The organism is Bacillus cereus group sp. MYBK139-1 (assembly GCF_051916915.1).
Taxonomy (GTDB): domain Bacteria; phylum Bacillota; class Bacilli; order Bacillales; family Bacillaceae_G; genus Bacillus_A; species Bacillus_A pacificus.
On the sequence record NZ_JBQAHO010000001.1, the window covers coordinates 241,200 to 264,285 of the forward strand.

Here is a 23,086-nt window from a genome sequence, read left to right on the forward strand (position 1 = left end):
AGAGATAATAAAGTTGTTTAATTTACAATAAAGTCCTTTGAAAATAATAAAGTTGTTTAATTCTTATTGAATTAACGGTGCAGGATAGTTGAATAAGGATGATGATATACTTAAGGGGGAATTTACTTTATTTTATAATTTATGAGGTGGAAAATGGACTCTTTAGAATTAAACAAATCTAAATATATTGTCTCTAATATCAAAGAAATTTTGCATAAAAAGCTTATTCTTGATAAACCGTTAACTAAAGATGAGGTAAAAAAATTAAACCTAGTTAATCCCCCTGTATACGAAAATGAGAAGTATCTCATTCAAAAACGGTGGTTTTATAGTATTAATATCGGAGAATGGGAAGATGTGGAGATTATTATTCAGGGGAATAATGAAAATCCCGATATGGAGATTATCGAAATGGCAGAAAAAACATTCGATGAACTCCATCTACATATAAGCTGTGCATTAAAATATTTACAGAAATTCTTCCCTAATCAAGAAATGAAGAACTACTATCTATCCACAATATTTTTTGGAAAGATGGTTAATTTTGACGATTATATATTTTCTGGGTTTAGTTTAGCTTTTATTTATGATGGTCACTTTGAGTTTCAGTATAAAGTAAAATTTAAAAACGATGGATGGCCTATTGGTTTTGAAGGTGGGCCACTTTAATAATAATAGATAATTTTTTCTTATTAAACTAACGGGTGCTTTAGTTGAACAAGATTTAAACAACTTTATTATTAATTTTTGTCTACAAGCACATTTAAATGGTTAGAAATTAAACAACTTTAAAGAGCCTTACTACAATATGATTTGTAGCCAGGCTCTTATATTTTTAGATCAGAATTAAATAACTTTATTATCACTTTACAATTGAACATAAATAACTTTAAAAAAGGAAGCAAAGAAATACATTCTAGCTTCCTTTATTATTGGAACGATTATGGGATCAATAAAATCTTCCCTGTACTTTTTCTGCTCTCTAACAATTCATGAGCACGGGCACCGTCTTGTAAAGAGAATGTAGTAGGGATCGCAATGTTTAATTTTCCACTTGCGATCCAATCAAATAATTGAGTAGAGCGTTTTTTTCGTTCTTCAAAAGTAGTAAGCACATTCCAAAGGTCTCCGCCAGTTAAAGTTTTTGAAGTATCCATAAGCATACGCGGATCAACAGGCGCAGGATTACCACCGGCCATTCCGTAAAATACGACAGTGCCACTAATTTTAGTAGCGTTAAAACTTTCCTCTAATGTAGAACCTACTGATTCATATACGACATTTACTCCATCGCTATTTGTTATTTCAAGTACTTTCGCAAGCCATGCTTCCGTATATAAAAATACGTGATCAGCACCAGCTAATGTAGCTATTTGTGCTTTTTCTTTTGCTGACGTGAGGCCGATTACCTTTCCGCCTAGTAGTTTAATGATTTGAATAAGAAGCTGTCCAACACCACCAGCTGCGGCATGGACTAAAGCTGTATCACCTTGTTTTATTTGATAGCTATCTTTCGTTAAATAATGTGCCGTTAGACCTTGTAATAAGACAGAAGCGGCTGTTTCAAAAGAAATAGAATCCGGAAGCGGGATTGCTTTTTCTGATGGAACGGCAACTAATTCTGCATTTGCAAATGGTACGTCAGCAAATGCAATGCGGTCTCCAGGATTAATATTCGTAACGTCAGCTCCTACTTTTTCAACAATACCAGCGCCTTCATAACCTAATATATAAGGTGGGTTGCCAGCGAGATGATAATCACCGCGGCGTCTATAAATATCGGCGAAATTTAAACCGATTGCTTTCGTGCGGACAAGAATTTCATTTGGATTTATGATTGGATCATTTAGTACTTTATATTGTAGTACATCCGGATTTCCAAACTGTTCGAAACAAAGTGCTTTCATATGGAATACCTCCATTATATTGTTTGTCGATGCTCTTTATCATACAATATAAATATCAATAGACAAAGAGGATTATTTCGATGGAATCAATCGGAAATATCGATTGAAAAGAGGGATGATAAATGGAGATAAAACAATTAATTACATTTAAAGTAGCGGCAGATACTTTGAACTTTACACAAACTGCGAAGAAATTAAACTTTGCTCAATCGAGCGTGACAGCGCAAATTAAAACGTTAGAAGCTGAGCTAGGTACGCCGTTATTTGAAAGATTAGGAAAACGCCTTTTCTTAACTGAAGCGGGCAGAAAGTTTCAACTATATGCCGACAAGATGATTGCACTTAGTAACGAAGCGAAGGTGGCTGTGAAAGATGATGAGGAAATAGCAGGTACGTTAATAATCGGTGCGCAAGAGAGCCAATGTACATATAGACTTCCTTCTATATTAAAGAGGTTTAAAGCGCAATTTCCTCAAATAAAACTTATATTTAAACCAGCACATTCCAATAAAGATGCGAAGGAACAATTGATGGAGGGAAAAGTCGATCTTGCATTTATTTTGGACGAATGTAAAACAGAAGATGCTTTACATGTGGAGCCGCTTATGAAAGAAGAATTAAAAGTAGTAGCTGCTCCAGGGCATCATTTACTTCAGCAAACTTCCGTTTCTATAAAAGATTTAGAGAAGGAACCACTTTTATTAACAGAGCTAGGGTGCTCATATCGAATTTTATTTGAAGAGTTATTTCGCAGTCAAGATGTGTATCCAGTAAATAAGATTGAGTTCGTTAGTGTAGAGGCAATTAAACAATGTGTGATTGCAGATTTAGGTGTAGCAGTTTTGCCAGCGATAGTAGTAGAAAAAGATATACGAGAGGGAACGATAAAAGAGTTACACCTAGACAATACTATCAATCCAATTTTCACACAAATTGCTTGGCATAAAGACAAATGGATTACAGTGCCACTGCAGCAATTTATTGATGTAACGAGGGAGTTTTTTACAACAGACTAAGTGGAGAAATATTTATTTTATATAAAAGAAAAAATGGAAATTTTGTATAAAAGGACCGATGCTTGCATGTAACAAGTATCGGTTCTTTTATGGTTGAAATAAAGGATGTTATAAAATGTGTATTTCTCAACTTTTTTTCTTAAAAGGATAAGTAAATTTCTTCGTATATTCCAATAATCGTAAGGGAATTTACAACTTTTATTCGTTTCTGTAAGATGCCTCTAGGCAGCACGAAAGGAGGGGCGTACATAGGGGATAGATATACGTACTTATTTTGAGGGAGGAGATTTACAATGTTTAAAAAGTTAATGAAAGTATGTGTGTTAAGTGTAGCGAGTGTAGGGGTATTATTTAGTTTTCAAGGAAGTACATTTGCAGCTACCGATCTGAGTAGTTATTATGACGGGAAAAATCCAGCAACAACGAAAGTATACGGAGGCAGTACAACATGTGATGCAGATGGATTTAATGCAAAGTCTACAGCGGTGTATGAAGGTAGTAAAAAAGTAGGAACAGTGTATTTACGTTACAGTAATAAATGTCACGCGGCATGGTCTAAGCTTGTTTTAGATCAACCAGCACCTTCTGTTTCTGGAGGAGTATATGCTTACGCTGTTATTAATAAATATAAAAATGGTGTATTCCAAAAATCAGTAGACTCTAATAGTGGTAATGGAGCAATTAAAACGGGTCAAACGAGCACCTATACAGGAATGGTATTTGATTTAACTGCTGATTTTGGTTATACAGCTGATGCTGAAGCGGTAACGATTAATAATGGCTACGGGAAAACTGGACGTTATTAATAAAGGAGTGGAATTCTATGAAGCTTTTTAAAAAGGTAAGCGCATGTCTTTGTCTGGCATTGCTCGTTGTAACTAGTATGTTTAGTACGACGAATAATGATAAAGCATTTGCAGAAGACCATTCATATGATGGAAAAAGCCCTTACTACAATAGCTGTGATCAATCAGCAGTAACGAAAGAAAAGAAGTGGATTGATTCTAATTCATATGTGGAATTAAAATTTAGCACGACGTGTAAAACAGCGTGGGCAAAGGTTACTGTAACTCGTCCAGCGGTTTATAATAACGAAGCTGATGCAAGGGTCGTCAGAAAAACCGATGGAAAGGCATATACTTGCGGAAGTGCTGGAGGAAATGGTGTTGTAAATAAAGGGCAAACATCATGCTATACGCCGATGGTATATGATTTAGATCCAAGAAAAGCGCAAGCGCAGGGGAAACATGCTATTCCGAATAGCGATGCATATAATTATGCTGAGACGATTTGGTATTAATACGATTATAAATGTGTTAAGAGCTGTTATTTGATATAAAAAAGAAAGAGCCTTACTACATTTTATTGTGGTAAGGTTCTTTAAAATTGTTTAATAGATTAAGTATATTTCTTTACAAAGGTTTCTCTATATAATCGCTTTTAAGTATGGCCATAATAATTTCATCTGAGTATGTATCGTTATAAAATAAAGATTGACGTAAGGTCCCTTCTTTTACAAAACCAACTTTTTCATAAGCTTTAATTCCACGTAAATTATGGCTAAATACTTCTAACTGTAAACGATTTAATGATAGTTGTTCAAAAACAAATCTTAAAACGATTTTAATAGCTTCAGTTCCATAACCTTGTCCTGTTAATGCTATGGAAAGCATTGATATTCTGAATCCTGCTCTTTTGTTCTCCTCATCGATATCTAAAACCGACAACTCTCCAATCATTTCCTCAGTGCTTTTTAAACAAATAGCGAAATCATAGCGACTTGAATCATTATTTATATGATCTATATGTTTCGTAATTTGTTCCAATGAAAAAGTGGACTTAGTTCCAGTCATATATCTTATTTCATCATCCATTGTACTTTCTAAAATAATAGGAGCATCTAGCTGACAAAGAGGCCTTAAATAAATTCTTTCACTCTCTAATCTCATTATAATGTTCTCCTTAAGGTTGGTGATAGAGTAAATAAATATTTTTGATCTACATGGAAGAAAAAATGTTTTTGAATTGCTTGAAAAGTATGAGCCTTACTTTAATGTTACATGAATTTTATAATAGTATGGTATACCTAAAACAAATGATAAAAGTTTTATACACGACAAAATGTATCAACAAGTTTTTTAATGATCGAATTAAATAAGATCTGTATCAGGAGGATTGTATCCAAGGTGACGAGCCATGGATACAATTTGTCCTTTATGATGAAACTCATGCGTCTCCGTATGAGTTAAAAGCCATAGAGGAGTTGTACTCCAAGGTTCTTTTTGCCATTTCACTTTATTTGCAATATTTTCGAGCCACCGGTCGTTGTATTCATCTAAAAAACGTTGTACAGTTTCATCTACTAACTTAAATCTAGCACGGACTTTCGTGACATCTGCATGCTCAATTTCATAATCGCTAGCAAATGAAAAATCTGCCCGTTTTTGCTTGAATGCGAATGATCCAAGCCAGTATCGGTAGCAATCGGCTACATGAATATGTGTCTTTATAATGCTACCGCTCCCGAAATTCGGAACAGTGCTATGTAATTTTTCCAGTGGGATTTCTTCCAAAAACGAAAATAGAGTTTCTCTTGTAGCACTAATAAGATGATATTGCTGTTTTAAAACATGTAACATGTAATTGACACTCCTCTATTATTTACTAAACTAACCGTGTAGTAAGTAATTCTATATTTATTAGGGGTGAACCTTTTAAATATTTTTACTAAGCATATTAGATGTATTTCTTCATTGTTTCTGATAGATTAAACAAGGTGAAACTTTAATAAAATGAACATTCTTAGTTCATGATAAATGGTACATGAAGAAGGAGAACGATTAAATGAATAGACTAGTTGGCTTAAAACAATTTGAAATAACGCGTGGGGAATTGCTTAAATTTATGGAGAAGCTAGACGATAAAACTGTAGATACACAGCCAGAGGGTTTTAATAATACAATTCGCTGGCATATCGGTCATGTGTTAACGGTAGCAGAAGTTTTCATGTTTGGAAAAGAATTTAAACAATTACCAACGGAGTATCCAAGTATGTTTGGATATGGATCAAGACCATCTAAATGGACGACAGAAGGACCATCGTTAGAAGTGTTAACGGCTCAATTAAAAGAACAAGCAAAACGTATTAACGAAATGCCAGCAGAAGCATTTGAAAATAAACTGCCAGAGCCATTCTTAGGACTAGAAACAGTTGGTGAGCTATACGGTATGATGCTTTATCATGAAGCAGATCATATTGGTCAGATGAAGGCGATGGAACGTATTATTAAAGCTCTTTAGTCTTAATTGCATATAACAAGCAATACAGGTGTAATGTTAAATAATATATACAAAAAAGGTAGATAAATTATTATCTACCTTTTTTGTATAACTTCTTGAAGGATTAGGGGGGATCATCGTGCTACTGATGAAGAAGGACAAGAAACCTTCTAATTTTTAAGATGTGATTATGAAATAAGGTATTCCTAAATATGGAATATACGTATAATAAAAGAGAAGAACTAGAAATAGGGGTGAATACTATGATTACATTAGAACAAAAGCTGGAGCAATATATACATACATATTCACAGTTAAAGGGAGAACTAAAATGGAAAACGAGTGATCCTCGAACAGGAATGATGATTGCTGCTATGTATGCAAGTAGTGATAAATTGCTTGATCTCGGACGTTTTTTAGAAATTAGTAGTTATATTAAGAATGAGGTAGGGATGTTTTCATACTTAAAGTCTTATCATCGCTTTGTAGTGGCCGCAACATTAGATATTCACTTTACAAATTATAAGAAAGCTTTTCGAGAGTTTTTAGACTTATATGAACAATTGGTCGCTGGTGGTTTTAGCCGCAGTATATTTACTTATCTTGCAGCAGCTGTACTTTTAACAGAAGATAATGAGCATCATGGCACGCATATTCAGCGTTCGATGCAAGTATATAAACGTATGAAAGAGGATCATCTTTTCCTAACAGGTACAAATGATTATCCGCTCTCCGTTTTATTAGCAGGACAATCAGAGCATGTAGAAACACTTATGGACCGAGTGGAGCGTCTTTATCAGAAACTAGCAAAAGCTGGCTTGCGCAAAGGGAATGACCTCCAATTTCTAAGCCATATTCTTTCACTAAAGAAGGATGTCAGGGAAGAAATATTAGTTGCAACATGCACAAACATATGGAATTTGTTAAAGCAAGAAAAGGTAAAAGTGAAACAGATGCATTACCCAGCAATCGGGCTATTAGCGTTACTTGAGGATGGAGAAAAAGAGATTCATTCTATTAAAGCGTTGATTGAAAAATTGCAGGGAGAGAAATTATTCCGTTGGCATACAGATACGAATATTCTTATTGCTATTCAACTGTTCGTAAGTCAGAAAGGTGAGGAAAGTAAAGCTACCAACACAGGTTTACAAACTATGATAGAAGTCCTTATCCAAGCACAACAAGCAGCTATGATGGCAACGATTGCCGCTTCATCTGCAGCAACTTCTTCAGCTAGTAGTAGTTCATAATGTGCAACTGCTTATGCTATTGTAAATTATAACTCCTTTGATAAGGACGGTTTAAAAAATATTACTAAAAAAAGCCCATCACCCTCTAATGAGTGATGGGCTAACTGTTTTTACATAATCAGTATTATCTTTTCGACTCTTTCAAATGTTTGAGTTGTGTAACAATCATAATGCTAATAACAACGAGTAAAAACCATGAGCTAATTTTACTAAAGTGGACGAGATCCCACGCTTCCCGTTGATTTGGATATTGCCATGCACCGAAAAATGTTGCGATGTTTTCTGCAATCCAAATAAAGAATCCGATAAGAAAAAAGGAGAGAACGAGCGGCATTTTATATGTAACGCCTCGTAATGAAAATTCCACAAATGTCCGAAAGAAAACGATGAATAGAAGTAAAGTTAAGAACCATCTAAAATCGTATAGAAAATGATGTGTGAAAAAATTGAAGTAAATCATTGCTCCTAGAGGTATTACAAAAATAGCTTTCGGCCAATGATGCATTTGCAAATGCAATCTTCTCCACGCTTGGCATATGTAACTTGCAACACTTGCATACATAAAGCCGCTGTAAAGTGGAACACCAAAAACCTTTGAATATGCCTCTTCCGGATAACTCCATGAACCGAAATGAACTTTATATATTTCTAGTAAAAGGCCGATGAGGTGGAAGACAGTAATTACTTTTAATTCGTCTTTCGTCTCAAGGCCAGTCTTGTACATAACCCACTGCATAAGAAGGCATACGATGAGTATGAAATCGTAGCGATATAACCCTGGGATCGAAAAGATTTTTGAAAGGGCTAGTGTTAAGAAAATAACGACTGGGAATAAGCAGGATAATGCTTGTTCATAAGTAAAATAGAGTAGTTGTTTTATATATAACATTGCATCACCTTGGATATTTTTATTTGAAAACTCAAAATAATGATTAAGTATACTACACTTTTAAAAATAAGCTAGTATTCTATTTTGCGTGTATTTGTAAGTTTTGGAAGGGAATTGTAATAAGTATTTTAATATTTAACAAAGTAAAAAAATAGTTTGCTATTTAAAAAAAGTGGCGATATAATATCTAAATGAAAATGATAATTATTATCAATAATAATTACAAATAAAAAATAATTATAAAAAACAACTGAATATAAAGGATGAAATGAAACATGTTACATAAGCCTGCTGTATATGCTGGCAATAATCGCTGGCTACATATTAAGTTCATATGTTTCATGAGCTTAACAATTTTATCTTTAATCGGCTCTATATTTTTAGCAGTTGCATTTGGTGCAAAGGATATCCATTTACAAACCGTATGGACAGCGGTTTTTGATTATAATCCGAAATTAACGCAGCACCAAATTATTTATGAATTAAGACTCCCAAGGGTAATTGGTGCAGCAGTTGTAGGAGCGGCTTTTGCAGTGGCTGGAGCTGTTATGCAGGGAGTAACACGAAATCCTTTAGCGGATGCAGGTGTGCTTGGCATAAATGCAGGTGCGATGTTTGTAGTAGCACTTAGTTTTGCCTTTTTCCCGCATATGCCGTATTCCTATTTAATGATTGTCTCCTTTATTGGAGCGGTCTTAAGTACAGTGCTCATTTTTATTATCGGATCAGCAACATCAGGCGGATTAACACCGATGAGATTAACAATCGCTGGGGCAGTTATGGCTGCGCTTTTACATTCGTTAAGTTCAGGTGTCGCGATTTATTATGACTTAAGTCAAGATTTAGCTTTTTGGTACGCTGGTGGTGTTGCAGGGGTTAAGTGGGAACACTTGAAATTTTTAGTTCCTATTATTCTCATAACAATTCTTTTTGCAACAGTGATAGGGCGGTCTATTTCACTCATATCAATGGGGGATGACGTCGCTACGAATTTAGGAGTAAAAACGAACCGAACGAGAATACTAGGGATGATTATAGTAGTCATTCTTGCAGGTGTATCTGTTTCAGCTGTTGGCTCTATTGGATTTGTAGGACTAGTTATCCCGCATATTGCTAGAAAATTAGTTGGTGTGAATTATCGACTCATTATTCCTATGTCAGCATTTTTAGGAGCCATGTTATTAGTTTTAGCTGACTTAGGGGCAAGAACAGTAAATCCTCCTAAAGAACTTGCAATAGGAATTATGGTGGCTCTTGTTGGAGTTCCGTTCTTCCTCTATATAGCACGTAAAGTTGGGAGGGAGTTGTAAGTGAAGAAGATTTTAAACACAGATAAAACGAGAGCCGTTACTGTAACTACAATATTTGGTTGTATTAGTATCGCTGTCATTTTGCTTAGCTTAAATACGGGGACACTTAGCATTGCACCGCTCAAAGTAATTCAAACGCTTTTCGGTCATGGTGATTTTGAGAGTGCAACCGTGCTATACGATTATCGTATGCCAAGAATTATAATTACAATGTTAGCTGGTATTGGCCTTGGAATTTCCGGTGCGATTTTGCAAGGGTTATCAAGGAATGCGTTGGCCGATCCTGGTATTCTTGGACTGCATGCAGGTGCATCTTTCGGGCTAATTATATTTGTTACTTTCTTTCATTCTATTAATGAGAATGCATCGATTTTAATACCGTTATTTACATTTGGCGGAGGAGTATTAGCTGCATTTCTTATTATTTTACTTGCGAGTGATCGGTCAAAAGGTTTACTTCCCATTAGACTTATTCTCGTTGGTATTGCCGTTTCAGCTGGCTTTAGTGCAATTTCGTTATTTTTCTCTCTCAAGTTAAATGATGAGACATATACATTCGCTTCTAGATGGCTAGTTGGTAACGTGTGGGGAAGGGATTGGATTCATGTCTTTGCATTATTACCTTGGATAGTCATACTAACCCCTTATGCGTGGCTAAAATCTAAAACGTTAAATGCATTGTCACTAGGTGATAGTGTAGCAGCAGGACTTGGTGTTTCTGTTCAAAAAGAACGGTTATTACTTTTAGCTACAGCGGTTGGATTATCTTGCGCAAGTGTATCGATGGCAGGAGGAATTGGTTTTATCGGTTTAGTTGCTCCGCATATCGCAAGGAAGTTAGTAGGTACTACATATCAACACTTTCTTCCTTTAGCTGGCATTATCGGAATGATTATTTTAGTACTAGCAGATACGATAGGCCGTTCTATATTTGAGCCAAACTCTATTCCGGCTGGTGTAGTAGTGGCCACATTAGGAGCACCGTATTTTCTTTATTTACTTACAAAAACAAAATAAATACTTCAAAGAGGAGAACATATGAAAAAGAAACTTACTATTTTATTTAGCATCATGTGTATTTTATTATTAGCAGCATGTGGTCAAACGAAATCTAATGAAGAAACAACGAAAAAAACGGAAAAAAGTAATGACCCAAAAATTGCTTCAATGTCTATTCATTTAACAAATGATTTACTTGCATTAGGAGTTACACCAGTAGGTTCTGTAATTGGTGGAGATTTAAAAGATTTCTTACCACATGCAAAAGAACAACTGAAAGATACGAAAAAACTTGGTGTTGTAACTGATCCGAATATGGAAGCATTACTTCAATTAAAGCCTACTGACATTTATGTGGATGAAAAATATGCGGGTAAAGATGTAGCGAAATACGAAAAAATTGCAAAAACGCATACTTTCAATTTAGATGAAGGTACGTGGAGAGACCATTTAAAACAAGTTGGTAAACTTGTAAACCGTGAGAAAGAAGCGGATCAATATATTCAAGATTACGAGGAGCAATCAAAACGAGTAAAAGGTTTAATAGATAAAGAGCTAGGTAATAATGAAAAAGTAATGGCAATTCGCGTTACTGCAAAAGAATTACGTGTATTTAGTACGAAAAGACCGATGGGACCAATTTTATTCCAAGACTTAGGATTACAACCTGCAAATGGTGTAGAGAAAATCGATGGAAACCGTCCTTTCGAAGTCATTTCACAAGAAGTATTACCTGACTTTGATGCAGATGCTATTTTCGTTGTTGTAAATAGAGACGATAAGGCAAAAGCTGCATTTAAACAACTTCAAGAAACACCAATTTGGAAAGATTTAAAAGCTGTTAAAGGCAAGCACGTATACATTATCAATGACCAACCATGGCTTGATTATTCTGCTTTAGGAAACAAAATGGCAATGGATGAAGCTGAGAAAATGTTTACGAAATAATATCGATTCGTTGTTCGGAAGATCCTCTAAATTTTGAGGGTCTTTTTATTGTTAGAATAAATAAAAAATTATACAATGAACGTAATTTAATGCAGAGGAGATGTGCCAATGTCAGCGCTTATTGTAAGTATCCCGTTTATAAAGCAGTTTATGGAACAAGGGGATAGATAGGCTAATAATTATCCCCGTTATTAAAAAGGGGGAGTTTGAAATGACAATGAATCTTTTTCAAAATAAAACGATTAAATTAACAGCTATGAGAGAAGCAGATGCTGAAGTAATGGCTATGTGGCAAGAGGATAGTGAGTATTTAAGAAATGTCGATACAGATGTAGCATTTCCACAATCGTTACAAGAAATAGCAAGTGATGGGCTATTAAAGGGACGAAGATCGAATAGTGTATCTTTCATGTTGAGGACAGTTCAAGAAGATCGTTTAATTGGTTTTGTTGCAATTCATGGCATAGAGTGGAATAACAGAACGGGGTTATTAGCAATTGGTATAGGAGATGCAAATGATAGAGGGAAGGGATATGGAAGAGAAGCAATCCATCTTATTTTAAAGTATGCTTTCTATGAATTGAATTTACACCGCATCGGTCTCGATGTTATTTCGTATAATAAACCTGCCATTGCATTGTATAAAAAGATGGGTTTTCAAATGGAAGGCTGTATGAGAGAAGCGGTTCAAAGAGATGGGAAGTGTTTTGATCGTATCATTATGGGGATATTGCGGGATGAATGGATAGAGCTACAAGGTTAGAAAGTACATTCGAAATTATATATGTAGTATGCAGGAGATATAATGGTAATTGGCGAAAATTTACAGTGTACTGATTGAATTTATAAGGAGTCATGCAAAATGAATTTAGAAAAAGCAAAACCAGTAAATGAAGAGGTCGCTGAATTGAAGGAACTAATTAAAGAATTACACGGAAGTGTACATCAACTTCAAAGCGAAGTGCAGCAACTAAGGCACGAAAGACCGGTTGTTGAAGTGAGGAAAGGTGTTCAACTATCACCAACAATCGTTGGACAAATTGGTGGTATGATTTTAGGCGGATTAGCAATTATCGGTATATTTTGGTGAACGAAAAAAGGTATGCAGTTTAGCGCTGCATACCTTTTTCGTTGTCGTTATTTGTCGGTAAGTCGATATTCTCTGTCGAATCGTCGATATACTTAGAAAATCGTTGATATATTTTAAAAATCGTCGATATAATTTCACGCACTACAACTTTTACATTAAATAACGTAAATATATATAAGCATGTGATAATAGTAATGCAATGATTGTTAACGGCAAACCAATTTTTAAGAAGTCCATATAAGAGAAGGCATGTCCTTCACGTTTTGCAATACCAGCAACGACTACGTTTGCTGATGCTCCGATTAACGTTCCGTTTCCTCCTAAGCAGGCCCCAAGTGATAGTGCCCACCATAGTACTTCGATTTGCGGAGAATCAACAGATAGTCCGAGTCCTGTAGCTAAGTCTTGAATAAGTGGTATCATCGTTGCGACAAATGGGATATTGTCAATTGTTGCAGAGGCGATACCTGATACCCATAAAATAAGTACAGCGGCGAAACCGATATCGCCATTTGTGACGTCAATTACTTCTTTTGCGAGTGAAGAAATAAGTCCGATATCAATTAAACCACCAACGAGAACGAATAGTCCGGCGAAGAAGAAAATGGTTACCCATTCAACGTGTGCAAATACATCTTCAATATCATGTTCTTTCACACCGATTAACATAAGAAGTGTAGCACCTGTCATCGCGATAACTGCAGCATCTACATGAATAATCGAATGAAGTACAAAGCCTAAAATAGTTAGGCCTAAAATCGAAATGGATTTTAAAAGGAGGCTTTGATCTTTAATATAATCTTTTTCATTTAATGCCATTAATTTTTCGATTTGCTCAGGTGTTGTCTTTAGTTTGTTACGATACATGAAGTAAATAATGCCAAGTGTCACGATAGAAATAATAATTACAATAGGAGCTAAGTTAAGTAAAAAGGCATTAAAATCTAAATGCTTATTTGCTGATCCGATCATAATATTAGGTGGATCACCGATTAATGTTGCTGTTCCGCCTATATTTGAAAATAATACTTCTGAGATCAAATAAGGAACAGGATTAACTTTTAAAATACGTGTAATGGATAGCGTAACAGGTACGATTAATAATACGGTTGTTACGTTGTCCAAAAATGCTGATCCGACAGCAGTTAATAAGGATAGCAATAATAAAATGCGGATTGGTTTTCCGCCAGCTGCTTTTGCTGCTTTAATGGCCACAAATTCAAAAACGCCTGATTGACTCGTAATATGTACGAGAATCATCATCCCAATTAAAAGGGTAATCGTTTCCCATTGAATATGAGATGTGAAAGCAGTATGTAATTCAACAACTCCAAAAATAATCATAATAGCAGCACCGAATAGTGCGATTACAGCACGATTCAATTTCTCAGAAATAATAAATCCGTACGTGACTAAAAATACGGCAATTGCAAAATAATATTGCCAATTTGCTACTTCATGTGCTGATTGTTCCAATCATGTCACCTTCTTTAAAGTATGTATTTAATTGTCAAAATGTATCTCGCTGTATTCATACGGGATAAAATATATTGTAGCAAATTCAAAAAAGAAAGAAAACTATTTAACAAAGTGAAGGAAAAAATGATGATTTTACATATGATATAAAAAAATAAAGAAACACAGTGCAAATTATTAGGAAAAGTGGGCGTTGTCCTCTAATATAGAGATAGCAATTTACATTATTTTTGCGTAAAATGGTTTAAAGAGGTGAATTCCGATGGAAATAGTAAAAGATAGTTCTCTTATTCAAAATGAAATTGAACGTTTTGTAAATAAAGATGTATATATTCATTTAGAAACAACGAACGGAGCGTATGCGTCACACTTTAATGAAAAGATGATGACGGTTGGTGCATTCATTCGAAATGCAATTATTCGCTTTGAGCGCGGAAAGATTACTGGAACAAACCCATACCGAGTTGGTCTAAAGATGGATCATGGCTGGGTATATGCAGAAGGTATTACGCACTGGGAAGTAGACGATAAAGAGCGTTTATTACTTGCAGGGCACGATAATCAAGGTCGCTTAGCAGTTGCACTTGAGTTAAGCTTAACGCCATTTAAGTAAGAAGGAGGGAAACTTATGGAGAGACATGTACTTGTTGTATTTCCGCATCCAGATGACGAAGCATTTGCGGCGGGAGGAACAATTCGCTTATTAACAGATCAAGGAGTACCTGTAACGTATGCGTGCGGTACGCTAGGACAAATGGGACGTAACATGGGGAAAAACGTGTTTGCTAACCGTGAAACGATTCCAAATATCCGTGAAAAAGAATTAAAAGATGCATGTGAAGCGATGGGAATCAAAGATTTAAGAATGCTTGGTTTCCATGATAAAACGTTAGAATTTGAAGATGTTGATTTCGTTGCAGACAAAATTGAAGCAATCATTCAAGAAGTAAATCCATCTCGAATTATTACATTTTATCCAGAGCACGGCGTACATCCAGATCATGATGCATTTGGCCGCGCTGTCGTTCGCGCCGTATCACGTATGTCAAAAGAAGAACGTCCAGTTATTCATGCGGTTGCGATTACGAAAAATCGTGAAGCTGTACTCGGTGAGCCAGATGTTGTAAACAATATTAGTGAAGTATTCGAGCATAAATTAGCTGCACTAGGTGCGCACCGTTCGCAAACAGAAGCGATGCTTGAAGAGACACATGCAAAAATTAAAAACAAAGATGCAGCAACATTAAAATGGCTGCAACTTGAACAATTTTGGACTTATAAATGGGAGTAGGCTAGAAGGAAATCTTCTAGTAGCTCTTACATAGAAAAAGCACCGTCATTTGTGACGGTGCTTTTTCTTGTTGAAGACTATATATTTTTTAGGGTGCTTCAAAATCTTTAAATTAACGTGCAGTATAGCCTCCATCAACAAGAAGTGTTGTGCCGTTAACAAAACTAGCATCATCACTTGCTAAAAATAAGACAGCTTTAGCGACTTCTTCTGGTGTTCCAAGTCTGCCTTGTGGATGAAGTGAAGCTAAATATTCTTTCTGTTGAGGATTAACACTACCTAGTAAAGGGGTGTCAATATAACCAGGGCACACCGCGTTAATACGTATTCCATATTTAGCGTAGGCAGTACATAAATTTTGAGTTAATAGTTTCACACCACCTTTTGCAGAGGAGTATGCTGTTGGGGTAGGTAATGAAACAAAACTATGAATCGAACCAGCGTTAATGATGACACCACCTGTACCTTGTTTAAGAAATTGTTCAATCGAATATTTATCAGAAAGGAATACCCCAGACAAATTAATATCAATAGTTCTTTTCCACTTTTCATAGGATAATTCGTTTGCCGGTGCATCATCAGCAACGCCGGCATTGGCATACATAATATCTAATTTACCGTATGTACTTACTGTCTCATGAATTAGCTGTTTAATATCTGCCTCTTTTGTTACATCGGTTTTAATAAATAACGTATTATATCCATGTGCATTCAATTCATCTGATAGTTCTTTTCCACGTTCAGAAAAGTCAGCAATAACTACTTTTGCACCTTCTTCGATAAAAAGACGAACAGTAGATTCGCCAATTCCACTTGCACCACCAGTTATGATTGCTACTTTGTCTTTTAATTTCATATAAACCTCTCCATTCATTAATGAATTTAAGTCGAATTTTTAAATCTTGTTACTAAACTATTAACCTAAAATAGTAAGTAGATAGAAGAAAAAAGCTCGCGTTTACTTAATCGTGAGAGTGCTATTTTTTCTTTAGTGTACTTTTTGATACAGTTATGGACGAAAATATTAATTTGGTCAATTTTATCATTAGATTGAATATTTGGTAAAGAGCTCTCAAACAGAGCAAGTAAGGAGGTTGAAAAAGTAAAATAAACATTCAGTATTATTTGTAGGGTAAGGAACAAAGGGGAGAGATGCATAACGAAAACTACTACTCTAGTTAAATAGGAAAAAGCCTTGCAGGGGGGCAAGGCTTTAAACAGGGTATTAAAAATGATTGATTTATTAAGAATAACTTCTTCTTGTGAATAAACTAATTTTAGCATAATAACTCATATATATGTGTTACGAATTTGTGAATAAAAACTCAATGATAAAAATATGAGTGAAAGGTAATAATGTATTTGAAATATGCATTATTACACAAAGTTCAGTTGAAATAGGGGATTTGTATATGTAATTTCTTTTTGCATTTAATTCTTTAGAACTGATTTTTAATAATGTATATAAGAAGCGTATATTTTGAATTATTTAATAGAATAATATATATTTATATTGATTTAATGATTTTGGTTTGTTAAAAATGGGGAAATCGATATGAAGGTTAAATTTGCCGTAATAAAAGATGAGAATTTTGATTGTAGTTTATTGGAAACAAAATTATTGAAAACTTTTAAAGAAGTAGATTGTGAAGCAGATATTGTAAAGGTTGAGGATGAAATTTTTGAAAACAATGATATACAAACGCATTTATCAGAAATAAACATTCATGTTACTGGAAAAAATATCGGATATAGATCCGTGTCAGCCAGTATATTTATTGTTCTAGAGAGTTTATCAATACAGCTATTTCGTATTCATATTAGTATACTTTAAGCAGTTCAAAAAGTGACTTTTTCAGAAAATCATACTGATTATATTGAGTTGTAAATATGAAAACAATAGAAATTATCGTAGGTGTTTCAGAATGTTGGATTGCACCTTGTTTGTTGTTAAATAAACAAGGGATTCCTTTTAAAATTTTAATGTATCTTAACGCTAATTTATAAATAGAAGAATGGAAACATGTGAGTAATTCAATTAGATTGTACAAATAATTTGGTACGCGGATATACGCAATGTATTCACAGGTAAGAGGGTTGTCTCATAATATATATAGATTTTTCTATTAAGATGAATAGAGGGTGTGAATATATGGAAGATGTTTACGCTAAAATTGACAGTCTCAAGGCGGAGCAAAAAGAAATTATGAGAGACATTCGAAATTTAGAAACGCGTACTACTATTAATGAGAAAGACATAGCAACAATCAATAAGCAATTAGAAAAAATAAGTACAAACACAACTTGGATTTTGCGAATTATTATTAGCGCGATAATAATGTCAGTTTTAGGATTGATATTAAAAGGAATGATTTAGTCTTGTGAAATAGAACGATATAAAAGAAAGAGGGGAGCTCCCTCTTTCTTTTATGTAAATGAGAAGCTAAAAATTTTCCGTTTCCTCTTCACTTGCATATTTTTCCTCTAAAGAAATTAATAGAGGAATGGATACGGTTACTAGAATGATTAAAGTAGTTATAAAAGATTTAGAAAGAGAAAAAGAACCTTCAATTAAAGGTGATAAAAACTTGAATGAAAGTATACTTGTTATTAAGGAAATTACTAAAAAGCTAAAAAGAGATATATTTTTATTCTTTATAGATGTCTCTATAAAGTCTTTAACGCAGGTTATTAAGACAAATATAGTTAATATGATAAGAGAAACAAAATAATGTGTTACATTCGTCATACTAATAGTAGGGTCGTCTATTATGTAAGCAAGTAACTTAGATACTAATATTCCTCCAAACAATAAAATAATAAAAGCAAGTAATCCTTCCGATATATAAGTGCTGAAATTGTCTTTCTTGTTAAAGAAGTTGTAGTTCAGAGTAGATTGGATTATTTGAATCAGGAATAGGGTAATAATCCATACATAATATACAATTGGTAATTCTCCTGAGAATAGAGAGATTAGGAAGTTTAATATTGTCCTGAAAATTTCAATCATTACGAAAGTCCTCCTGTTTGTAAGCTTGTGACATTAAAATATGCTAGTCTATCGTTTAATAATTAAACTTATGAATTCAAACTATTTCTAATTATTCCATAAAAAGGTGACTGCATCAAGTTATCTTTTTAACAATCCTCCAAGGCTGAGCACTAGAAAAAGAAATACAATATGTAATATAATTGAAAAAGTATATTTAAAAAATCAATGTTAATATTACCCTCCTATAAGTATTAACATACGTAATTGAGGTGTTTTCTTTGTTGTTTTATGATCGAATTTCTATAATGGCCCCTCCTGTTCCGTAGCTTAGGAAAGTCTTTTTATTTCTGAGATTTTCAAAGTTATAGGAGGGTATGAAAAATGAAAAAAGTCTCAGTACCATCACTTTTGTTAATGATTATTCTTGTCGCATTTCCGCAAATTAGTGAAACGATTTACACACCGTCTTTACCTGATATTTCAAAGGCGTTACATGTAAGTAATAATGAGGTGCAGTTAACACTTAGTGTGTATTTTGCTGGATTTGCTTTAGGTGTATTTTTTATTGGATGGTTATCGGATATTATTGGCCGTCGCCCGGCAATGTTATTTGGAATTGTCGTATATGGCGCTGGAAGTTTCTTATGCTTTATTGCAAATTCCATTGAAGTTTTATTGCTAAGTCGTTTTATCCAAGCGTTTGGAGCAAGTGCTGGCTCTGTTGTGACACAAACGATTCTACGTGAAAGTGTAGAAGGGCATAAGCGCCACGTTATGTTTGCTCAAATTTCGGCAGTTATTGCTTTTACACCAGCGATAGGACCGTTAATTGGTGGCTTTCTTGATCAAATGTTTGGATTTAAAATCGTATTTTTAAGTTTAGTAGTTATGAGTGTCGGTATTTTTCTGTATACGTTTGTTTCTCTTCCGGAAACAAAAACGGGCTCAGTGACGAATAAAATAAATGTGTTTTCAGTCTTGAAGAGGTTAATTACAAATCCGAAAGTAGTAACATACGGGTTATTAATTGGAGGAGCGAATGGTGTTTTATTTAGCTACTATGCAGAAGCGCCGTTTATCTTTATTGAATACTTTCAGTTATCGCCTAGTATGTATGGATTTTTAGGGATTGTTGTTGCGTCTGCTTCTATTATTGGAGCGAAAGTTTCAAAACGTTTACTTGCTATTTATAAGCCAGAGAAAATTATATATATCGGTTGCCTCGTAATGACAGGAGGAGCTATCCTTTTATCTGTTATTACGTTTGTGGGATCAAATCCGAATGTAATATATATGGTTGTATTTTTAATAGCGATGTTTATATTGCTATTAGGAATCGGAGTAGCGCTACCTAACTGTTTAAGTTTAGCATTAGTAGATTTTCAAGATGTTATTGGTACAGCCGGAGCTTTATTTAGCTTAGGGTACTATGTAATTGTAACGATGACAATTTTGGGGATGAGTCAGCTGCATACGGGCTCGTTACTCGTGATGCCACTTTATTTTCTGGCTATAGTCGTTATCATGATGGTCTTTACTAAAGTGTTTATTTTAGGTAAACAAACTTCAAAAACGATTTAAATATGTAATGGTAAAAGAGTCTCATTAAAAATGAGACTCTTTTATATTTTATCCCGCTGTTTTGAGGTAGTAAGATTCCTGCCTCAAAATTAGATTAAAGAAGTTAGTAGTTTATTAATATATTAAATTTCTGGTTGGTATATGAATCGGATGCGTGGGAAATTACGTTATCAACTATAATGATTGAAGTACATGAGATGTGAAACCGAGGGAAAATGCTCTCCTCGGTTATTTATACTGTAATAATATTTATACCGGAATCATATTGAATAGATGTATTTTATTGTTAATTCAGTTGAAATTCAAACGTAATCATGCATATTAATTTATTGAAAAAATAATTGAATTTTTCAGATTAATGAATTAATATAAGGTAAGTAATTTGAAGATTTATAGAATATTGGAAGATGAAAGGTTTTGAGAATTTTATAAGAAGCAATAAAAACGATTTTAGGATAGCTTTAAAGCTAGTGTAAAATGACGTTTGCTTCATCATTTTCAAGGCCGAAAAGAATTAGGGGAAAGCATCTTGTTTTAAAATGCGGCTATGAATCATCTAAGAGGGGGGAAGTGAAGTGGCAAACAAAGAATTGAAAAGAGGTTTAGAAGCACGGCATATTCAAATGATTGCTTTAGGCGGAACAATTGGTGTTGGTTTGTTTATGGGGTCAGCCAGCACGATTAAATGGACAGGTCCGTCGGTTATGCTTGCTTATGCAATTGCAGGTATTTTTATCTTCTTCATCATGCGTGCCATGGGAGAAATGTTGTATATGGAGCCAAGTACAGGGTCATTTGCAACGTTCGGTCATAAGTATATTCACCCGTTAGCTGGTTATATGACTGCGTGGAGTAACTGGTTCCAGTGGGTTATCGTTGGGATGTCAGAGATTATCGCGGTTGGGGCGTATATGCAATATTGGTTCCCTGACTTACCAGCTTGGATACCAGGTGTAATTGCAATGGTTATTCTTGGCGCAGCTAACTTAATTTCTGTTAAGTCATTTGGTGAATTTGAATTTTGGTTTGCGATGATTAAAATTGTTACGATTCTATTAATGATTATTGCGGGATTTGGACTTATTTTCTTTGGAATTGGTAACGGCGGAGAAGCGATTGGTATATCAAATCTTTGGTCAAATGGCGGTTTCTTTACAGGTGGTTTCTCAGGATTCTTCTTTGCTTTATCACTTGTAGTTGGAGCATATCAAGGTGTAGAATTAATCGGTATTACTGCTGGTGAAGCGAAGGATCCGAAGAAGACACTTACAAGAGCGATTCAAAGTACAATTTGGCGTATTTTAATTTTTTACATCGGTGCTATTTTCGTTATTGTAACTGTGTATCCGTGGGATCAATTAAGTACAATTGGTAGTCCGTTCGTAGCAACTTTTGCGAAGGTTGGTATTACGGCAGCAGCTGGACTTATTAACTTCGTTGTTATTACAGCAGCAATGTCTGGTTGTAATAGTGGTATTTATAGTGCTGGTCGTATGCTATATACGTTAGGTGTAAATGGACAAGCACCGAAATATTTTACGAAACTTTCTGGAAATGGTGTGCCTTTATTCGGAACAGTTGGCGTAATTATCGGTTTAGCGATTGGTGTTGTATTAAGTTATATCGCACCGAAAAATTTATTCGTATATGTATATAGTGCGAGTGTACTTCCTGGTATGGTACCATGGTTTGTCATTTTAATTAGTCAAATTAATTTTAGAAAAGAAAAAGGGGCAGAGATGAAAGATCATCCGTTCAAAATGCCATTTGCTCCTGTTACAAACTATTTGACGATTGCCTTTTTAATTATGGTATTAATCGGAATGTGGTTTAACGATGATACGCGTATTTCACTAGTTGTAGGTATTGTTTTCTTAGCTATCGTAACAATTAGTTTCTATGCTTTCGGAATAGGGAAACGACCTCCGTTAGATGTTCCAAATGATCAAGAGATTTCAAGTAAATAAAGATAGTAAAAAAGTCCGATTTCTCATTTGGAAATCGGACTTTTTATTATTAAAACTTCTCTAAAACGATTTTCCCAATGGTGCGTCCACTTTCAAGTAGTGCATGTGCTTTTTTTACATTTTCAGCGTTAATTGGTGTGAATGTTTCATTTAAAGTAGTCTTTAAAATGCCTTCATCTAGTAGTTCGCTTACTTTATTTAATAGTTCGTGCTGCGTAATCATGTCTCCAGTTTCATACATCGCTTTTGTGAACATAAATTCCCAAACGAGTGTAGCACTTTTACTTTTTAAAATGCCCATCTCAAGAGGGTGTTCATTTTCTACGATAGAGCAAATTTTTCCTTGTGGTTTAATGAGGTCACATATTGCTTGCCAATGTTGATCTGTATTGTTTAGGCAGAAAATATAATCTACATCTTTTAGCCCAAACTCTAATATTTGTTCTTGTAAAGGTTGGTGATGGTTAATAATATAATCGGCACCGAATTTTTCAACCCAGTGTATCGTTTCATTGCGGGATGCAGTTGTGATAACATTTAGCCCGGCCCATTTTGCAAGTTGAATGGCAATTGAACCTACACCACCAGCACCGCCTATAATTAAAATGTTTTTAAAGGAGTTCGTATCTTTCTTATTATAATCAATACCTAAACGTTCGAATAAACCTTCCCAAGCTGTAATAGCTGTTAACGGAAGTGCTGCAGATTCAGCATCACTTAACGTTTTAGGTTTTTTACCAACGATTCTTTCATCAACGAGGTGGTATTCACTATATGTACCTTGTCTCGTAATGCTTCCAGCGTAAAACACTTCATCGCCTTCTTTAAATAACGTACAACTTTCGCCAGTTTGCACGACAACACCACTAGCATCCCAGCCAAGTATTTTCGCTACATCTTCTTTTTTATCTTTCGGGGAGCGGACTTTTGTATCAACGGGGTTAACGGAAATAGCGTTAATTTTAACGAGTATATCTCTTCCTGTGGCAACAGGTTTTTCAACTTCTAGATCAATTAAACTGTTTTCTTCTTCAATAGGTAAGTATTCATGTAAACCAATTGCTTTCATTTGTATTCCCTCCATTAAAGTA

General features: G+C 34.6%; 25 protein-coding genes. 17 read left to right on the plus strand and 8 right to left on the minus strand.

The features are described from left to right. The first annotated feature begins 153 nt into the window (after positions 1-153). Positions 154-669, plus strand: a complete 516-nt coding sequence (locus ACTFRS_RS01165) for a hypothetical protein (RefSeq protein ID WP_048525709.1) — start codon at positions 154-156, stop codon at positions 667-669. A gap of 272 nt (positions 670-941) precedes the next feature. On the opposite strand, the gene ACTFRS_RS01170 is transcribed toward ACTFRS_RS01165, so the two are convergent. After that, the gene (locus ACTFRS_RS01170; protein WP_440024463.1) at positions 942-1,907 is read right to left on the minus strand and encodes a quinone oxidoreductase family protein; all 966 of its coding nucleotides are present in this window, start codon (positions 1,905-1,907) and stop codon (positions 942-944) included. 122 nt (positions 1,908-2,029) lie between these two features. Here ACTFRS_RS01170 and ACTFRS_RS01175 point away from each other — a divergent pair, with 122 nt between their 5' ends. The 3 genes from ACTFRS_RS01175 (at position 2,030) to ACTFRS_RS01185 (ending at position 4,223) form a co-directional block, all read left to right on the plus strand. Further along, a complete protein-coding gene (locus ACTFRS_RS01175; RefSeq protein WP_440024461.1) occupies positions 2,030-2,923 on the plus strand; it encodes a LysR family transcriptional regulator in 894 nt (297 codons plus the stop codon). A gap of 293 nt (positions 2,924-3,216) precedes the next feature. Further along, positions 3,217-3,729: a DUF2690 domain-containing protein gene (locus ACTFRS_RS01180; protein ID WP_000473757.1), complete on the plus strand. Its 513-nt coding sequence runs from the start codon at positions 3,217-3,219 to the stop codon at positions 3,727-3,729. Between the two features lie 17 nt (positions 3,730-3,746). Further along, on the plus strand, positions 3,747-4,223 hold the full coding sequence (locus tag ACTFRS_RS01185; RefSeq protein ID WP_242294131.1) for a DUF2690 domain-containing protein: 477 nt from the start codon (positions 3,747-3,749) through the stop codon (positions 4,221-4,223). 112 nt (positions 4,224-4,335) lie between these two features. Here ACTFRS_RS01185 and ACTFRS_RS01190 read toward each other — a convergent pair whose 3' ends face one another. Continuing rightward, positions 4,336-4,872, minus strand: a complete 537-nt coding sequence (locus tag ACTFRS_RS01190) for a GNAT family N-acetyltransferase (protein WP_318160507.1) — start codon at positions 4,870-4,872, stop codon at positions 4,336-4,338. Between the two features lie 201 nt (positions 4,873-5,073). Further along, positions 5,074-5,562: a DinB family protein gene (locus tag ACTFRS_RS01195; RefSeq protein WP_318160508.1), complete on the minus strand. Its 489-nt coding sequence runs from the start codon at positions 5,560-5,562 to the stop codon at positions 5,074-5,076. 205 nt (positions 5,563-5,767) lie between these two features. Here ACTFRS_RS01195 and ACTFRS_RS01200 point away from each other — a divergent pair, with 205 nt between their 5' ends. Continuing rightward, a complete protein-coding gene (locus ACTFRS_RS01200; RefSeq protein WP_440024458.1) occupies positions 5,768-6,223 on the plus strand; it encodes a DinB family protein in 456 nt (151 codons plus the stop codon). A gap of 191 nt (positions 6,224-6,414) precedes the next feature. Continuing rightward, complete coding sequence (locus tag ACTFRS_RS01205) at positions 6,415-7,452, plus strand: DUF4003 domain-containing protein (protein WP_318160509.1); 1,038 nt, start codon at positions 6,415-6,417, stop codon at positions 7,450-7,452. 124 nt (positions 7,453-7,576) lie between these two features. On the opposite strand, the gene ACTFRS_RS01210 is transcribed toward ACTFRS_RS01205, so the two are convergent. Further along, on the minus strand, positions 7,577-8,341 hold the full coding sequence (locus ACTFRS_RS01210; RefSeq protein WP_062821221.1) for a DUF817 domain-containing protein: 765 nt from the start codon (positions 8,339-8,341) through the stop codon (positions 7,577-7,579). A 275-nt stretch (positions 8,342-8,616) separates the two neighbouring features. Here ACTFRS_RS01210 and ACTFRS_RS01215 point away from each other — a divergent pair, with 275 nt between their 5' ends. The 5 genes from ACTFRS_RS01215 to ACTFRS_RS01235 all read left to right on the plus strand — a co-directional run bounded on the left by ACTFRS_RS01215 (position 8,617) and on the right by ACTFRS_RS01235 (position 12,688). After that, complete coding sequence (locus ACTFRS_RS01215; RefSeq protein WP_062821220.1) at positions 8,617-9,651, plus strand: FecCD family ABC transporter permease; 1,035 nt, start codon at positions 8,617-8,619, stop codon at positions 9,649-9,651. Next, the gene (locus tag ACTFRS_RS01220; RefSeq protein WP_139866233.1) at positions 9,652-10,668 is read left to right on the plus strand and encodes a FecCD family ABC transporter permease; all 1,017 of its coding nucleotides are present in this window, start codon (positions 9,652-9,654) and stop codon (positions 10,666-10,668) included. 21 nt (positions 10,669-10,689) lie between these two features. After that, positions 10,690-11,598 carry an iron-hydroxamate ABC transporter substrate-binding protein gene (locus ACTFRS_RS01225; protein ID WP_139866232.1) on the plus strand — a complete coding sequence of 303 codons (909 nt, stop codon included), beginning with the start codon at positions 10,690-10,692 and terminating at the stop codon, positions 11,596-11,598. Between the two features lie 211 nt (positions 11,599-11,809). After that, positions 11,810-12,361: a GNAT family N-acetyltransferase gene (locus tag ACTFRS_RS01230; protein ID WP_440024455.1), complete on the plus strand. Its 552-nt coding sequence runs from the start codon at positions 11,810-11,812 to the stop codon at positions 12,359-12,361. Positions 12,362-12,460: 99 nt separating this feature from the next. Then, the gene (locus ACTFRS_RS01235; RefSeq protein WP_001047304.1) at positions 12,461-12,688 is read left to right on the plus strand and encodes a hypothetical protein; all 228 of its coding nucleotides are present in this window, start codon (positions 12,461-12,463) and stop codon (positions 12,686-12,688) included. A gap of 150 nt (positions 12,689-12,838) precedes the next feature. Here ACTFRS_RS01235 and ACTFRS_RS01240 read toward each other — a convergent pair whose 3' ends face one another. Beyond that, positions 12,839-14,164: an ArsB/NhaD family transporter gene (locus tag ACTFRS_RS01240; protein ID WP_016718134.1), complete on the minus strand. Its 1,326-nt coding sequence runs from the start codon at positions 14,162-14,164 to the stop codon at positions 12,839-12,841. 262 nt (positions 14,165-14,426) lie between these two features. Between ACTFRS_RS01240 and ACTFRS_RS01245 the strand changes: the two genes are divergently transcribed. Continuing rightward, positions 14,427-14,777: a YojF family protein gene (locus ACTFRS_RS01245; protein WP_000407039.1), complete on the plus strand. Its 351-nt coding sequence runs from the start codon at positions 14,427-14,429 to the stop codon at positions 14,775-14,777. A 15-nt stretch (positions 14,778-14,792) separates the two neighbouring features. Continuing rightward, positions 14,793-15,455 carry a bacillithiol biosynthesis deacetylase BshB2 gene (gene bshB2, locus ACTFRS_RS01250; RefSeq protein WP_000439461.1) on the plus strand — a complete coding sequence of 221 codons (663 nt, stop codon included), beginning with the start codon at positions 14,793-14,795 and terminating at the stop codon, positions 15,453-15,455. A 112-nt stretch (positions 15,456-15,567) separates the two neighbouring features. Here bshB2 and ACTFRS_RS01255 read toward each other — a convergent pair whose 3' ends face one another. Continuing rightward, a complete protein-coding gene (locus ACTFRS_RS01255) occupies positions 15,568-16,311 on the minus strand; it encodes an SDR family NAD(P)-dependent oxidoreductase (protein WP_087954758.1) in 744 nt (247 codons plus the stop codon). 699 nt (positions 16,312-17,010) lie between these two features. Here ACTFRS_RS01255 and ACTFRS_RS01260 point away from each other — a divergent pair. After that, on the plus strand, positions 17,011-17,289 hold the full coding sequence (locus ACTFRS_RS01260; protein WP_071679909.1) for a hypothetical protein: 279 nt from the start codon (positions 17,011-17,013) through the stop codon (positions 17,287-17,289). Positions 17,290-17,607: 318 nt separating this feature from the next. Continuing rightward, on the plus strand, positions 17,608-17,832 hold the full coding sequence (locus tag ACTFRS_RS01265) for a hemolysin XhlA family protein (RefSeq protein ID WP_000390462.1): 225 nt from the start codon (positions 17,608-17,610) through the stop codon (positions 17,830-17,832). Between the two features lie 66 nt (positions 17,833-17,898). On the opposite strand, the gene ACTFRS_RS01270 is transcribed toward ACTFRS_RS01265, so the two are convergent. After that, the gene (locus ACTFRS_RS01270) at positions 17,899-18,465 is read right to left on the minus strand and encodes a DUF5823 family protein (RefSeq protein ID WP_440024453.1); all 567 of its coding nucleotides are present in this window, start codon (positions 18,463-18,465) and stop codon (positions 17,899-17,901) included. A gap of 363 nt (positions 18,466-18,828) precedes the next feature. Here ACTFRS_RS01270 and ACTFRS_RS01275 point away from each other — a divergent pair, with 363 nt between their 5' ends. Both ACTFRS_RS01275 and ACTFRS_RS01280 read left to right on the plus strand, forming a co-directional pair. Beyond that, a complete protein-coding gene (locus tag ACTFRS_RS01275; RefSeq protein ID WP_440024452.1) occupies positions 18,829-20,028 on the plus strand; it encodes a multidrug effflux MFS transporter in 1,200 nt (399 codons plus the stop codon). 575 nt (positions 20,029-20,603) lie between these two features. Continuing rightward, positions 20,604-21,995, plus strand: a complete 1,392-nt coding sequence (locus tag ACTFRS_RS01280) for an amino acid permease (protein ID WP_139866226.1) — start codon at positions 20,604-20,606, stop codon at positions 21,993-21,995. 49 nt (positions 21,996-22,044) lie between these two features. Here the strand turns inward: ACTFRS_RS01280 and ACTFRS_RS01285 are convergent, their stop codons facing one another. Continuing rightward, positions 22,045-23,064, minus strand: coding sequence for a zinc-binding alcohol dehydrogenase family protein (locus ACTFRS_RS01285; RefSeq protein ID WP_000643760.1), 1,020 nt, complete (start codon positions 23,062-23,064; stop codon positions 22,045-22,047). Between the last annotated feature and the right edge of the window lie 22 nt (positions 23,065-23,086).